The sequence below is a fragment of the Mesorhizobium calcicola genome (genome assembly GCF_042682105.1).
GTDB classification, from domain to species: domain Bacteria; phylum Pseudomonadota; class Alphaproteobacteria; order Rhizobiales; family Rhizobiaceae; genus Mesorhizobium; species Mesorhizobium calcicola.
The window spans coordinates 1-13,068 of the sequence record NZ_JBHUGY010000020.1; the positions used below are offsets into that span (position 1 = coordinate 1).

12 protein-coding genes and 1 tRNA gene are annotated in these 13,068 nt (G+C 63.1%); 5 read left to right on the top strand and 8 right to left on the bottom strand.

Annotated features, from left to right (window positions below):
* The 3 genes from ACFSQT_RS12090 to ACFSQT_RS12100 form a co-directional block, all read right to left on the bottom strand.
* Positions 1-201 (bottom strand): hypothetical protein (locus ACFSQT_RS12090; RefSeq protein WP_379018782.1); only part of this gene is annotated, 201 nt, incomplete at its 3' end.
* Positions 201-1,112, bottom strand: coding sequence for a DNA adenine methylase (locus ACFSQT_RS12095; RefSeq protein WP_379018784.1), 912 nt, complete (start codon positions 1,110-1,112; stop codon positions 201-203). The genes ACFSQT_RS12095 and ACFSQT_RS12090, both read right to left, overlap by 1 nt.
* Entirely contained in the window at positions 1,109-2,458 is a 1,350-nt protein-coding gene (locus ACFSQT_RS12100; RefSeq protein WP_379018786.1) for a hypothetical protein, read from the bottom strand. The genes ACFSQT_RS12095 and ACFSQT_RS12100 overlap by 4 nt, the downstream gene beginning before the upstream one ends.
* A gap of 203 nt (positions 2,459-2,661) precedes the next feature.
* Here ACFSQT_RS12100 and ACFSQT_RS12105 point away from each other — a divergent pair, with 203 nt between their 5' ends.
* The 3 genes from ACFSQT_RS12105 to ACFSQT_RS12115 are packed head-to-tail and all read left to right on the top strand — an operon-like array spanning position 2,662 to position 8,448.
* Positions 2,662-3,687 (top strand): ImuA family protein, encoded by a 1,026-nt coding sequence (locus ACFSQT_RS12105; RefSeq protein WP_379018788.1) that lies wholly within the window; start codon positions 2,662-2,664, stop codon positions 3,685-3,687.
* Positions 3,629-5,104 carry a DUF6504 family protein gene (locus ACFSQT_RS12110; protein WP_379018790.1) on the top strand — a complete coding sequence of 492 codons (1,476 nt, stop codon included), beginning with the start codon at positions 3,629-3,631 and terminating at the stop codon, positions 5,102-5,104. The genes ACFSQT_RS12105 and ACFSQT_RS12110 overlap by 59 nt, the downstream gene beginning before the upstream one ends.
* Positions 5,101-8,448: an error-prone DNA polymerase gene (locus ACFSQT_RS12115; RefSeq protein WP_379018792.1), complete on the top strand. Its 3,348-nt coding sequence runs from the start codon at positions 5,101-5,103 to the stop codon at positions 8,446-8,448. Before ACFSQT_RS12110 ends, ACFSQT_RS12115 begins: the two co-directional genes overlap by 4 nt.
* Positions 8,449-8,548: 100 nt before the next feature.
* Here ACFSQT_RS12115 and ACFSQT_RS12120 read toward each other — a convergent pair whose 3' ends face one another.
* From ACFSQT_RS12120 to ACFSQT_RS12135, 4 genes are all read right to left on the bottom strand, one after another.
* On the bottom strand, positions 8,549-8,788 hold the full coding sequence (locus ACFSQT_RS12120; protein WP_379018794.1) for a Trm112 family protein: 240 nt from the start codon (positions 8,786-8,788) through the stop codon (positions 8,549-8,551).
* Positions 8,789-9,027: 239 nt separating this feature from the next.
* Positions 9,028-9,699 carry an LON peptidase substrate-binding domain-containing protein gene (locus ACFSQT_RS12125; protein ID WP_379018796.1) on the bottom strand — a complete coding sequence of 224 codons (672 nt, stop codon included), beginning with the start codon at positions 9,697-9,699 and terminating at the stop codon, positions 9,028-9,030.
* Between the two features lie 201 nt (positions 9,700-9,900).
* Complete coding sequence (trxA, locus tag ACFSQT_RS12130; protein WP_379018798.1) at positions 9,901-10,902, bottom strand: thioredoxin; 1,002 nt, start codon at positions 10,900-10,902, stop codon at positions 9,901-9,903.
* Positions 10,903-10,987: 85 nt separating this feature from the next.
* Complete coding sequence (locus tag ACFSQT_RS12135) at positions 10,988-11,485, bottom strand: prolyl-tRNA synthetase associated domain-containing protein (RefSeq protein ID WP_379018800.1); 498 nt, start codon at positions 11,483-11,485, stop codon at positions 10,988-10,990.
* Positions 11,486-11,829: 344 nt separating this feature from the next.
* Here ACFSQT_RS12135 and ACFSQT_RS12140 point away from each other — a divergent pair.
* Positions 11,830-11,904, top strand: a tRNA-Gly gene (locus ACFSQT_RS12140).
* A gap of 108 nt (positions 11,905-12,012) precedes the next feature.
* Here the strand turns inward: ACFSQT_RS12140 and ACFSQT_RS12145 are convergent.
* Positions 12,013-12,168 carry a hypothetical protein gene (locus ACFSQT_RS12145; RefSeq protein ID WP_379018802.1) on the bottom strand — a complete coding sequence of 52 codons (156 nt, stop codon included), beginning with the start codon at positions 12,166-12,168 and terminating at the stop codon, positions 12,013-12,015.
* Positions 12,169-12,376: 208 nt separating this feature from the next.
* Here ACFSQT_RS12145 and ACFSQT_RS12150 point away from each other — a divergent pair, with 208 nt between their 5' ends.
* Positions 12,377-13,045 carry an ankyrin repeat domain-containing protein gene (locus tag ACFSQT_RS12150; RefSeq protein WP_379018804.1) on the top strand — a complete coding sequence of 223 codons (669 nt, stop codon included), beginning with the start codon at positions 12,377-12,379 and terminating at the stop codon, positions 13,043-13,045.
* The last annotated feature ends 23 nt before the right edge of the window (positions 13,046-13,068 follow it).

A 13,068-nucleotide genomic window follows, 5' to 3' on the forward strand; every position in this document is an offset into this window, starting at 1 on the left:
CGGCGCGTTTTCATACTCGGACTTGCTTGAGAAGAGGACGTATCCATTCGGATCGCATAGCGCGCCGGGAAATTTCTCAAGGACATTGAACCACGTTCCGTCGCGATGATAGAGCGCGTGAGCTGCCCCAATGTGCCATTGTTCGTTCAGCTTTTTTCCGGAGTTCGTGCGAACCCCGGCGGGCTTTTTCGCTCTAGCCATTAAGCCGCTTCCTCGATCACTCCGACCTGCTGGATGGGGCCGGCCACCTCAGGGATGGTCATGCCCGGCGCGAAGAACATGACCTCTTTGCCTATGCGCACCTCGCGCGCCGAATAGCCGATATTGTAAACGATGCTGCGGAAGCCTGAGTAGAGGCTTTTGATAGGGGCTACGTTGTCATAGCTCACTATCCAGGCACGATCCTTCATGTTCGCATCGATGAAGGATGCTAGCGCTGCGTGGTCATCCGGCTTGTAATAGTCGTAGTAGAGTTGGCGTCCCTGTTCGAAATAGGGAGGGTCTAGGTAAACTAGCGTTTTCGCGTCCCATTTCGGCAAACCGTGGCGCAACAGCGCCAGCGCATCGCTTTGCGTAAGTTTGATCCGCTTCCGCATTTTTGCGATGGACTCTACCCTGAAAATGAGTTCATCCGCATTGAAGCGGGCGTCGATTTTCCAAGGTCCGGTCTGGTCTCGGCCGCCGATGATTCCAGCATTCAAAATGCCGGACCTGTTGGTCCGGTTCAGGAAGAACATTGCGAATCCAAGTTGAACGTAGCTGTGATCGTCGGGGTTGGAGAAGATGCGCTTTTGCCGGTCCCACGACGCGACCGAAACCCGAGTGTCCTTGATCAGCCGACATAGTTCTTCGGTATCGTTCAGAACGCTTTTCCAGAACGAATAGACCGGACGGCTCAGGTCGTTGATATGGATGCGCGCAACGTACTCTTGAAAGAGCAGTTCAAGGGCGATGGCGGCGCCGCCGGCATAGGGTTCGACATACTCGCCATCGAAAAGCCTGTTGGCTCGTATGATCTCTTTGACGTAGGCAGCGAGTTTTCCCTTTCCGCCGGGGTACCGCAGAGGGGTGAAGTGCGTCAGCCGACGCGGGGCGCTTTCCGATTGGGTCACGGCCAGATCTTCTCAAAAAGTGGCTGGACGTTGTTCCACGCCGCCGTAAGGTCTTGCGGTGACGGTGTTGCGAACCGGTCATGCACATAGCGGTGCAATAGGTCCATATGAAGGGGGCTGGTCTTGACGTTCACTGCTCGGGTGACCTCTGCAAAATGCGCTACGGGCACACCAATCTTTACCAGAGAGGCCACTACCTCGGCCAGCTTTTTGTCGAGGCTCTTCCAATGTTTTTTCCCACTCTTGGCGTCTGTGTGTTGGAGAGAGCCGCCGTTCGTTTCGATGAAATGATCGACTGACAGTTCAAGGAACACACGCATAAGCACAGCAATGGCGTTCCGCGCATCTGCTAGTTTGAGCGTTCGAAGTTCCTCGTAAATCTCGCTGACGCGATTATCGGTCACGTTCAACGAACAGCTTTTTGGCACGACGTTGGGGCGTTCCGTTGGCAGCTTCGATCGGCGCGCGGCTGGCTTCGCCGTCTTCACCGCAAATTCGGACTTCTGAAGCCCTTCAACCGAACGCTCCGAGACTTTCTTGGAGGTGTCGGCGCGGTCAGACTTATCAAAGCCTTGCACGTATTTGACGATATCCGCGCTCTTGTTGAAGGTGCGCGAATTGACAGCCTTAGCTGCTATGTCCCGAACTACCTTTCTCAGCGGCTTGATCAACTCAGACGCCGCGAGGGTCGTGCGAAGCTCGCCATCTTTGACGCTTAAACCGAGATGCCCTAAGGCGGTCTTGTCCTCGACCACGCGCCTCAGGGTCGTGAGGTTGAATTTGGAGCGGATTGCTTCGGTCTCATCTTCAGTGAAGCCGCCGTGCTCTAGAACCATGTCAAGCGCCTGTATGGCTGGCTCTTTGTCGCGGTATCTGGCCGCAACGATAGGCTTCCATGCCACCACGCCGCGCCCTTCATCTTCGCCGTTGTGGCGAAGTTGAATCCAGTAGCGGCCTTCTTCCCGTGAAGCTGTTTCGTGGGCAATGAACGGCTCAACCTTGCTTTTATCAAAGACAGAAGCAAGGCGCTCTATTGCCTTCTGCATAGCCGCAGGAATGACCAGCCCAGTCATTGCGGCGGGGTTCGCTAGGAGCTTGAGCGCTGCGACCCTGCGATTTCCTTCTAACGCAATATAGCGCTTCGGCTTTTCGGTCACCTCAAGGACCATCATCTTTTCGATGGGACTAAGGCCATGCTCGACAATGCTTTCGGCCAATCGGACCAATTTTGTTTTTTGGTCTCTAACTACCTTTTGCAGCGCTTCTTGCTGCCCGGCTGCATGTGTAATTCGAGGATTATCGGTATCGAGCACAAGATGCTCGATCCGCAATGAAACGTCTGGCATTTTTCTGTCCCCCCATAAGTGGAGAGACGATACGAACCTCGGCCGATCACGTAAAGAGAGCCGCCAAATTTACTTTGGGCCGACATTCCGTTGTCACGTATATAATTGCGAATAAATTCCCCATGACTCCGCTTGACTCTTCGGCCCCCCTCTGGAATCTATAGGAACATAACAGGAACAATTGTGAGTGGAAGCTGACCGTCATGGCGATGACCGCCGTGGCGCAGGAGACTGTTTTTGCCCTGCGCCGCCAGATCGCGAAGATCGAGGGAACGCTGCCCGAGCGCCTGCAGGCGCCGGTCGCCGCGACCCCTGATGCCGGCGTCAGCACCGATCTCACCGCCAATACCGATGTGACAATTGTCCGGCGCGGCGTTGCCGCGGCATTGCCGGATGCGTTCCTGCCCACGGGTGTCGAACGCCTCGATGCCGCCCTGAGCGGCGGCCTGCCGAAGGCCGCCTTGAGCGAAATCCATGGCATTGAGACCCGCGATGCCGGGGCCGTCGCCGGCTTCGCCCTGTCGCTGACAAGCCTGATCCTCAAGCAGGCGCAAGGGCTGCCGGTGCTGTGGATCGGCACATCGGAGATTTTCCGCGAGGCCGGCTTTCCCTATGCCAGGGGGCTTCATGCCTCGTTCGGCATCGAACCCGGGCAATTGCTGTTTTCCGAGGCGCCAAGGCTTGTCGACGCGCTGTGGGTCGCCGAGGAGGCCGCCCGGATGACGGCCCTCGCGGCCGTCATCCTCGAGATCCGTGGCAACCCGCAGCGGCTCGACCTGACCGCGACGCGCCGGCTGCATGCCCGCGCACAGAGTGCCGGCCGGCCTCTGTTCCTGCTGCGGCAGGCCGCCGGGCCCGAACCGACGGCGGCGCCGGTTCGTCTCATTGTCGCGCCGGCGCCGGCGGTGTCCCGCGACACCATCGCCGGACCGCTCGCCGGCTCGATCGGCCGCCCGGCCTTCACCATCACCATCGGCAAGAGCCGCACGGCCCTGCCCGGACAATTCACACTGGAGTGGAACCCCGATGAACGCGCATTCGACGAAAGATGGGGCGAGGAAAGAGCAAAGGATCCTGTCGCTGTGGTTTCCCTATCTGGCAGTGGAAAGGATCCTGCGGCAGCGTCTGGGGCGGTCCTGGCGTTCCCGGCCGTCGGATCACCTGCCGCTGGTGATCAGCCATCGCAAAGGGAACGCGCAGCGCATCTCGGCCCTCGACGAGCGGGCTGAGGCGCTGCACCTGAAGCGCGACATGGGCATCGCCGATGCGCGCGCCATGCATCCGTCGATCGACATCGTCGAGGCCGATCCAGAGGCCGACCGCCGCCTGCTCGAAGGCCTTGCCGACTGGTGCGACCGCTACACGCCGCTGGTGGCGCTGGACGCAACGGACGGCCTGTTTCTCGACGTCACCGGCTGCACCCATCTTTTCGGCGGCGAGCGCGCCATGCTGGATGATATCCTGTCGCGCTTCTTCCATCAGGGTTTCGATGTCCGCGCCGGGCTTGCCGCGACGCCGGGCGCGGCCTGGGCGGCGGCACGCTTTGCCGGCGACCGCATCGTCGCTGGCGGCGAGGAAGAGGCGCTGCTGGCGCCCCTGCCGCTGGCAGCACTTCGCATCGAACCGGCGACCCGCGCCAGCCTGGAAAGCGTCGGCCTGCGCACGGCGGGCGCCGTCATGGCGGCGCCGCGCGCGCCGCTCGCCCGCCGCTTCGGCGCCACCTTGCTGCTGCGCCTCGACCAGGCGCTTGGCCGTCTCGACGAGGCGGTCTCGCCGCGCCTTCCCGTCGCGCCGCTTTCGGTCGAACGCCATCTCGCCGAGCCCGTCACCCTGATCGAGGACATCGAACGGCTGGTCGGCATGCTGGCGACGGCATTGAAGACCGATCTCGAGCGCCGCGGCGAGGGCGCCAGGACGCTGGCGCTGCTTTTGTTTCGCGTCGACGGCGCCGTCAGCCGCATCGCCCTCGGCACCTCGCGGCCGATGCGCGAACCCATGCTGATCCAGCGCTTGTTCCACGAACGACTGGCCGCGCTCGAGCAGGATATCGATGCCGGTTATGGCTTCGATCTGGTGCGGCTCTCGGTGCTGTCGGCCGCCGCTTTCGACATGCAGCAGGCCGACCTTGCCGGCGAGGTGATCGACGACGGCGCCGATATCGCGCTGTTCGCCGACCGCATCCGCGCCCGGCTCGGCGAGGGCGCGGTCCTGCAACCGGTCACTGTCGAAAGCCATCTGCCGGAGCGTGCCGTGGCCACCATTCCCTTCACCGAAGCCCCGCGCCGGACCACGCCGCCGAAGAAGCCGGACCGGACGCAGGCGCCGATAACCATCTTCCCGCCGGAGCGGCCGATCCGACTGTTCCGCTCACCCGAACCCATCGAGGTGCCGGCCACCGAAATGCCGGAGGGACCGCCGCTCAACTTCCGCTGGCGGCGCGCGCTCTACCGGATCACCCGTGCCGAGGGGCCGGAACGCATCGCCGCCGAATGGTGGCGCGAGGCCGCGAGCGACGAGGCGGCATCGACGCGCGACTATTTCCGCATCGAGGATGCCGATGGCCGCCGCTACTGGCTCTACCGGCAAGGTCTTTACGGCGGCTCTCAAGTTCCGCCGCGCTGGTTCATGCACGGGGTCTTCGCATGAACGCGCTGACCGTCATTCCCTATGCCGAGTTCGGCATCCAGTCGAATTTCTCCTTCCTGCGCGGCGCTTCCAAGCCTGAGGAGCTGGTGGTCGCGGCCAAGCTCATGGGCTTTTCCGCGATCGGGCTTGCCGACCGCAACACGGTGGCCGGCGTGGTGCGCGCCTGGCAGCAGGCCAGGGTCGAGACGCTCTCCTATCATCCCGGCTGCCGGCTGGTTTTTGGCGACGGCACGCCGGACATCCTCGCCTATCCGCAGGACCGCAAGGGCTGGGGGCATCTGTGCCGCATGCTGACGCAAGCCAATCTGCGCGACGAGAACGAAAAGGGCGCCACTCTTCTCCAGCGCGGCGACCTGCTTGAATGGGGGGACCTGATGTCGCTGGCGGTCCTGCCCGATCTGACGGCGGGCTTGCAAGATGCGCTGAACCTGCTTCGCGAACTCAGGGATCGCTTCGGCAGGAACCTGCGGCTTGGCGTTTCGCCGGACTATGCGGGCAATGACCGTTTCCGGATCGAGCAGGCAGCGGCGATGGCCGAAAATGCCGCCATCCCGCTGATGGCGACCAACGACGTTCTCTACCACACGGCCGAGCGGCGCCCGCTGCAGGACGTGCTGACCGCGATCCGCCTCAACACGCCCGTCGCCGAGGTCGGGTTGCAGCTGGCCGCCAATGCCGAACGCCACCTCAAGCCGCCGATGGAGATGGCGCGCCTGTTCCGCAGGCATCCGCAGGCGCTGGCCGAAACCTTGCGCTTTGCCCAGGAGCTGACCTTTTCGCTCAGCGACCTCCAGTACAACTACCCCGACGAGCCGACGGAGTCCGGCCTCGGGCCGCAGGCCGAGCTGGAACGGCTGGCGCGGGAGGGGGCTGCCAACCGCTATCCGGCGGGTGTGCCTGCGTCCGTGACCAGGCGCATCGAAGAGGAGCTCGCTCTGATCGAACGCCTCAACTACGCCCGCTATTTCCTGACGGTCCACGACATCGTCAAATTCGCCCGCAGCCAGGACATCCTCTGCCAGGGGCGTGGTTCGGCCGCCAACTCGATCGTCTGTTTCTGCATCGGCATCACCGAAGTCGGGCCGGACAGGATCGACACGCTGTTCGAGCGCTTCATTTCCGAGGAGAGGAACGAACCGCCCGACATCGATGTCGACTTCGAGCATGAAAACCGCGAAACCGTCATCCAGTACATCTACGAGAAATACAGCGCCAAGCGCACCGCATTGGCCGCCGCCGTCATCAGCTATCGCGGCCGCTCGGCGCTGCGCGAAGTGTCGAAGGCCATGGGCCTGTCGGAAGACGTCAGGGGATCGCTGTCCGGCTCGATCTGGGGCTGGTCGACCTCGGAGCTCGGCGAGAAGGAAGCCCGCGCCGGCGGCCTCGACCGCACCGACCCGGTGTCGCGGCACGTGATCGAACGCGCCAACGAGATCATGGGCTTTCCCCGCCATCTGTCGCAGCATGTCGGCGGCTTCGTCATCACCAGGGACCGGCTCGACGAGATCGTGCCCATCGTCAAGACGGCGATGGACGAGCGCAAGATGGTCGAATGGGACAAGGACGATCTCGACGCGGTGAAGATCCTCAAAGTGGACGTGCTGGCGCTCGGCATGCTGACCTGCCTGAAGCGCGCCTTCACCCTGCTTACGGATCACTATCCAAAGGCGCGGGATGCGTATGGGCAGCCCTATGTGCTGGCCACGCTGCCGCCGGAGGATAAGCAGGTCTACGACATGATCTGCCGCGCCGACACGCTCGGCGTTTTCCAGATCGAATCCCGCGCCCAGATGTCGATGCTGCCGCGCCTGAAGCCGCGTACTTTTTATGACCTCGTCATCGAGGTGGCGATCGTGCGGCCGGGCCCGATCCAGGGCGACATGGTCCATCCCTATCTGCGCCGCCGGCAAGGCAAGGAGCAGGCCGAATACCCCAAGCCCGAGTTGAAGGAAATTCTCGGCAAGACGCTGGGTGTCCCGCTGTTCCAGGAGCAGGCGATGAAGATCGCCATCGTCGCCGGCGGCTTCAGGCCGGGCGAGGCCGATGAACTGCGCCGCGCCATGGCCACCTTCAAGCGCACCGGCACCATCGGCAATTACCGCCAGCGCATGATCGACGGCATGGTCGGCAGGGGTTACGAGAAGGACTTCGCCGAGCGCTGCTTCAAGCAGATCGAGGGCTTTGGCGAATACGGCTTTCCCGAAAGCCACGCCGCGTCCTTCGCCCTGCTCGTCTATGCCTCCTGCTGGTTCAAGACCTTCTACCCCGACGTCTTCTGCGCCGCGATCCTGAATTCCCAGCCGATGGGGTTTTACCAGCCGGCCCAGCTCGTCCGCGACGCGCGCGACCATGGCGTCGACATCCGCGACGTCGACGTCAATTTCTCCGTCTGGGACTGCACTTTGGAAAAAGCACCCTTCGACCCAGGGCGCATCCTCGAGCGCCACGCCACGATGCGTGGTGTCATCCAGACACATCATGCGCTGCGGCTCGGCTTCCGCCAGATCAAGGGCCTGTCGGAGGAGCGCATGAACGCCTTCGTCGCGCGGCGCGGTTCAGGCTACGACTCGGTCAGGGACGTCTGGCTGCGCTCCGGTCTCGATGTCGACGAGATCGAGAGGCTGGCGCAGGCCGACGCCTTCCGTTCGCTTGGCCTCGATCGTCGTGAAGCCTTGTGGGCGGTGCGCGCGCTCGACGGCAAGAGCGCCGCCGAAAAGCTGCCGCTGTTCGACCAGCCGGCGATCCGCCTGCGCGAGCTGGAGCCTGAGACGAAGCTGCCCAAAATGCCGCTCGGCGAGCATGTCATCCACGACTACCGCTCGCTCGGCCTGTCGCTGAAGGCGCATCCGGTCGCCTTCCTGCGCGAGCGGCTCGACCGGGCCGGCGTCACGCCCAATGCCCGGTTGCCGTCCGTGCGCGATGGCAGGCGTGTTTCCGTCGCCGGCCTCGTGCTGGTACGGCAGCGCCCCGGCAAGGGCAACGCGATCTTCCTGACGCTGGAGGACGACAAGGCCGTCGCCAATATCATCGTCTGGGAGAGAACCTTCAACCGCTACCGGCCCGTCATCATGGGCGCCAGGTTCGTCCGCGTCACCGGCAAATTGCAGTCGGAGTCGGATGTCATCCACATCGTCGCCGAGAAGATCGAGGATCTGACACCCTGGCTGACCGTGCTCCTGGAGAAGGTCAGCCAGGCCAGCCTGCCGGCCGCCGGTTCGCCGGACGCCAGGGATCCGGATCGCGACAGCCGACCCGCGATCCGCAACGCGCCGATCGGACAGGATCTCGCAACGCTGTCGGAAGAAGCGGAAAAGGTCATGCCCAAGGGGCGCAATTTTCAGTAGGCGGCTCCGCACCTTCGCGCGGGCGGAGACCCGAGGATCCATGCCGCGACATAGACGCGCTGCTGCGTGGCAGTATCCGTACGTCGGTGGCAAAGACCACTCACGAAGGCCCGCTCAGCCGCGGCGGCGACAACACATCCTCCACGGAGAGCGTCCGCGCCTCCGAGGGCAGCATGATCGGGATGCCGTCGCGCACCGGATAGGCGAGCTTGGCGACCCTGGAAATCAGTTCGCCGCGCTCCGGATCCCAGGTCAGCGGCCCCTTGGTCAGCGGGCAGGCCAGCAGCTCCAGCAGCTTGGGGTCGACATTGACCTTCTTCCCGTCACGCCCATCGGCCATTCGGTCTGTCCTTCTATCGGGCAATCACTTTCAGGTCCGGTTCGCCCTTACCCGAGGCGCTTGCGCTGCCCCTCACCCTTACCCTCTCCCCGTGGAGAACGGGGAGAGGGGGATCGCCAGCGTTGCTGCCAGCCCTTCTCCCCGTCCTTCCCGGGGAGAAGATGCCGGCAGGCAGATGAGGGGCAGCACCACGATCGGCAATTTGTCTGAAGCAGCTGCTCCGCGCCCTTCAGCACATCTTACTGCAAGCTCGAACCAAAATCCTCGTTCTCGCGCGCCAGCGCCATTTCAGTGATGGCGATCAGCGTTTCGGCCCGGGTCTTCAAATCCGCCGCTTCGAGCAGCGCCTGTTTCTCGGCCGGCCCATAGGGCGCCATCATCGACAGCGCGTTGACCAGCATGGCGTTTTCGGCGCGGCTGACGCTTTCCCAGTCGGCTTCCAGGTCATTGGCCTGCAGATAGGCGCGAAATGCCTTGAGCAGCGATGGCCGGTCGATCTCGTTCGCCGCCTGGTCCTCGTCGAGATCGGCAAGGAAGGGGGCCTGCTTGCACTGGCGAAACGGGGTCTTGGCCGTCAGTTCGTGGGCGACGCGGAACCGGCACACGCCCTGCAGCGAAATCAGGTAGCGGCCGTCGCCGGTCTCGGAAAAGGCGATGATGCGCCCGGCGCAGCCGACATTGCAGAGTTCCGGCTCGCCGTCGTCGCGCAAGGCGCCGTCGAGGCTGGGCTGGATGATGCCGATCAGCCGCGAGCCGGCGATGGCCTCGTCCACCATCTGCAGATAGCGCGGTTCGAAGATATTGAGCGGCATGCGGCCGCCCGGCAGCAAAAGCGCACCCTCGAGGGGAAAGATCGGGATCGTCGACGGCAGATCCTTGGCCAGCCGGTAATGCGCGTTTCCCGCTTGCACCTCATCCCTCCGATCGCTTCCACATGGAAGCTAGAGCAATTCCAGGAAAAGTGTGAAACGGTTTTCCGTCCGGAATTGCGTCAAAACAAACAGATAGAGATGTTCGGCGTTTCCGTGAAACGGTGAACTTCTCTTGAGTCTGGTAATCTGGCGCGATGGCCGCCGGCCGCAAGCCCGTATGGCCAACAATCGATAACCGGCTCAGGAAAACAGCAGCGACGACAGTTTGCGGCGCGCCGCGAGCGTCGCCTCGTCGGTCATGCCCCAGGCCTCGAACAGCTGCAGCAATTGCGTCTTGGCGCCGTCCTCGTTCCAGCTGCGATCGGCCTTGATGATGGCCAGCAGATTGTCGGCCGCCGCCGTGCGATCGCCATTGGCGTTCTGGATCATGGCAAGATCGAAACGCGCCTGATGATCGCCGGGGTTCTCGGCCAGGCGGCGCTCGAACTCAGCCGGGTTGCCAAGCGCTGCCGCTTGCGCCGCAAGCGCCATCTTGGCGCGCAGCGCGGCCAGCGGCGGCGCATCCTTCTTCGCCTCCGGCGCGGTTGCCAGCAACGCCTCGGCACCCTCGGTGTCGCCGGCCTCGAACAACAGCTCGCCCAGCCCGCCAATCGCCTCGATCGTCTCCGGCGCCTGCGCCAGGATGGCGTCGTAGATGTCGGCCGCCGTCTGCATGTCGCCGGCCTCGCGCGCTTCCGCCGCCGCCGCCAGGGCCTCGGCCACCTGCGGCGCGCCATTGCCCTTGCCGCCGACCTTGGTGATGAATTCGGCGATCTGGCTCTCGGGAATGGCGCCCATGAAGCCGTCGACCGGCTGGCCGTCCTTGAAGGCGATGACCGCGGGAATGGACTGGATGCCGAGCTGGCCGGCGATCGAGGGATGGTCGTCGATGTTCATCTTGACCAGCTTGACCCTGCCGCCGGCGGCCTTGACGGCCTTCTCCAGCTGCGGCGTCAGCTGCTTGCAGGGCCCGCACCACGGCGCCCAGAAGTCGACCAGCACCGGCTGGCGGCGCGATTCCTGGATGACGTCGGCGGCAAAGGCGGCGGTCGTCGTGTCCTTGATGACATCCGTGGCGGGGGCAGGGGCAACGCCAGGCGCGGCTTTCGCGCGCGGAGCCTCGGCTCCACCATACTGGACGGTGGTGGAATATTGGCCGCCATTGCCGCCAAAGGGACCGCCGAACTGATTGTTGTCGCTCATCTCTTTACCCTTCCGTGGCGTGGCCGGCCGCAGGCCAGGCGCCACATCCTCTCAGACAATCGGTTTCAAGCCATCCATGTGGCGATCACGCGGAGACTTTCAAGATAGCAGCATCGTGCCCGGTTGCCTCGACGAATCTGATCAGGTCGCCCGCCGCGATCGACGTCGTCGCCTCATTGGTCAGCGGATGCGCGTTGATCACCGCGTGCTGCATCAGCTCGGCGTCGAGGACGACCTTGACCCGGCCCGCCGTGTCGTTGATCAGGCCGAAGACCGTGACCGCGCCCGGCGTCACGCCGAGCAATTCCATCAGTATCTCCGGCCTGCCGAAGGAAACGCGGCTGGCGGCGCCGATCAGCTGGTGGATCTGCTTCAGGTCGACGACCGCCTCCTCGCCGACGGTGACCAGGAAGAAATTGTCCTTCTTGTCCTTCAGAAACAGGTTTTTCGTGTGCCCGCCGGCGATTTCGCCGCGCAGCGCCTGCGAATCGGCGACCGTGAACAGCGGCGGATGGCGCCGCGTCGAGGCGGCGATGCCGAGTTCGGCAAGAAATTCCATCAGTTCGGCTTCGGTCTTCGGCATCGGTTTTGTCTTCGTCCCATTTCCTGCCTAAAGCAATTCCAGGAAAAGTGTGAAACGCTTTTCCCGGGAAAAGCGCGTAACGCTTTCCCTCGGGGAATTGCGTCAGCAAAGAGATAGAGCGGTTCGGCGTTTCCAATGAAACGGCGAACCGATCCAGCCGTTTACGGCTAATGGGGCAGCCGACACAAGACCGTCATGCGACATCGCGGTGACCACGCCCGCCGCACGGTATCGGCGCCTTGCCGGCATCGCCTGCCGCATTGCAAAAAGCCTGACATTTCCCTGTTGCAATCGCCGCGCTCTTCAGCCATATAGGCCCGGCTTGCGGCCAAGACGCCGTGTGAGCGGGTGTAGCTCAGGGGTAGAGCACAACCTTGCCAAGGTTGGGGTCGAGCGTTCGAATCGCTTCACCCGCTCCAAATCTTCTTTAGATTTGAAAAGCATAAAGGGCCCGGGTAACCGGGCCTTTTTGCTGTCTGGCGCCGGGGAGCGGAGTGGGGATTTCTGTTTTCGCAGGGTCATCTGATTCAGTCGTGCAGGGCCTTTCGCAGCGCGTCCGGCGCATCGGCATAGAAAAGCACCTGGATTTTCGTCGCAACATCATCCGACAGGTCGATGAGGGTCCGGCGACAGGACACAGGCATCATGACCGTGGTCGCGCCCTTTTCGAGCGCAAGCTCCACGACATCGATCGGATTATGAACAGGATCGATTGATCCGCCGAGGATGATCCCTCCGACAATATCGCCGACGGCCAGTTGAGCACATGGCGCCTCGCTGCGACTTCGACTCGCGCACGACCTGGAACCCTATGGCTGCGCTGCGCAGAATGTATTAGAGTGGCCTTATACACGTCCATCTGTAGGCGAGCGGCGCCCGGAGGGTTAGGCGATGATGGTCTCCCGGCGATTGTTGCTGCCGAAGGCCTTCCCGATGCGGGTCAGGCGTTTCGGAACCGGCTGGGTTCGTATTGTCTGTCGGGCTCTCGTCGTTACCTTCATTTCCTGGTTTGCTGCCGGGCCGGCGATCGCGGGGCCCCTTCATGATGCTGCCGGAGAGGGCGACGCCGGCAAGGTCGCCGAACTCCTGGCACAAGGCGCCGATGTGAACGATCGCGACAAAAGCCGACAGACCCCGCTGATCGATGCAGCACTTGCCGGCAAGACCGAGGTCGCCATTGTGTTGATCGAGACCAAGGCCGACATCGAAGCCCGCAACGACCGCGGCTTCACTGCCCTTCATGCGGCAGCCTACTCAGGAAGCCTGGACATAGCTAAATTGCTGCTCGACCACGGGGCCGAGGTCGATGCGTTGAGCACGCACAAGATTACGCCGCTGCATGTGGCAGCAGAAGAGAACCAGACGGCCATTGCGGAGCTGTTGATCGCGCACGGAGCACAGGTCGAGGCAATCCAGGAATACGGCTACACGCCTCTCAGCCGCGCGACGTTCTTTCAGAGCGCCGATGTAATGGTCTTGCTCAAGAAGCACGGCGCAAAATGCCAACCCAAGGAAACGATGGGGTCGTCGTACAAGGTGTGCATCGCCCTCGGCAACTGACATCGAGTAGGGTTACGGGAGAA

What these genes read in the sequence shown, in the direction of transcription:
- ACFSQT_RS12150 (WP_379018804.1), top strand. Translation starts at nt 12,377, where the DNA reads ATGATGGTCTCCCGGCGATTGTTGCTGCCGAAGGCCTTCCCGATGCGG.
- trxA (WP_379018798.1), bottom strand. Translation starts at nt 10,902, where the DNA reads ATGAGCGACAACAATCAGTTCGGCGGTCCCTTTGGCGGCAATGGCGGC.
- ACFSQT_RS12105 (WP_379018788.1), top strand. Translation starts at nt 2,662, where the DNA reads ATGGCGATGACCGCCGTGGCGCAGGAGACTGTTTTTGCCCTGCGCCGC.
- ACFSQT_RS12135 (WP_379018800.1), bottom strand. Translation starts at nt 11,485, where the DNA reads ATGCCGAAGACCGAAGCCGAACTGATGGAATTTCTTGCCGAACTCGGC.
- ACFSQT_RS12100 (WP_379018786.1), bottom strand. Translation starts at nt 2,458, where the DNA reads ATGCCAGACGTTTCATTGCGGATCGAGCATCTTGTGCTCGATACCGAT.
- ACFSQT_RS12120 (WP_379018794.1), bottom strand. Translation starts at nt 8,788, where the DNA reads ATGGCCGATGGGCGTGACGGGAAGAAGGTCAATGTCGACCCCAAGCTG.
- ACFSQT_RS12115 (WP_379018792.1), top strand. Translation starts at nt 5,101, where the DNA reads ATGAACGCGCTGACCGTCATTCCCTATGCCGAGTTCGGCATCCAGTCG.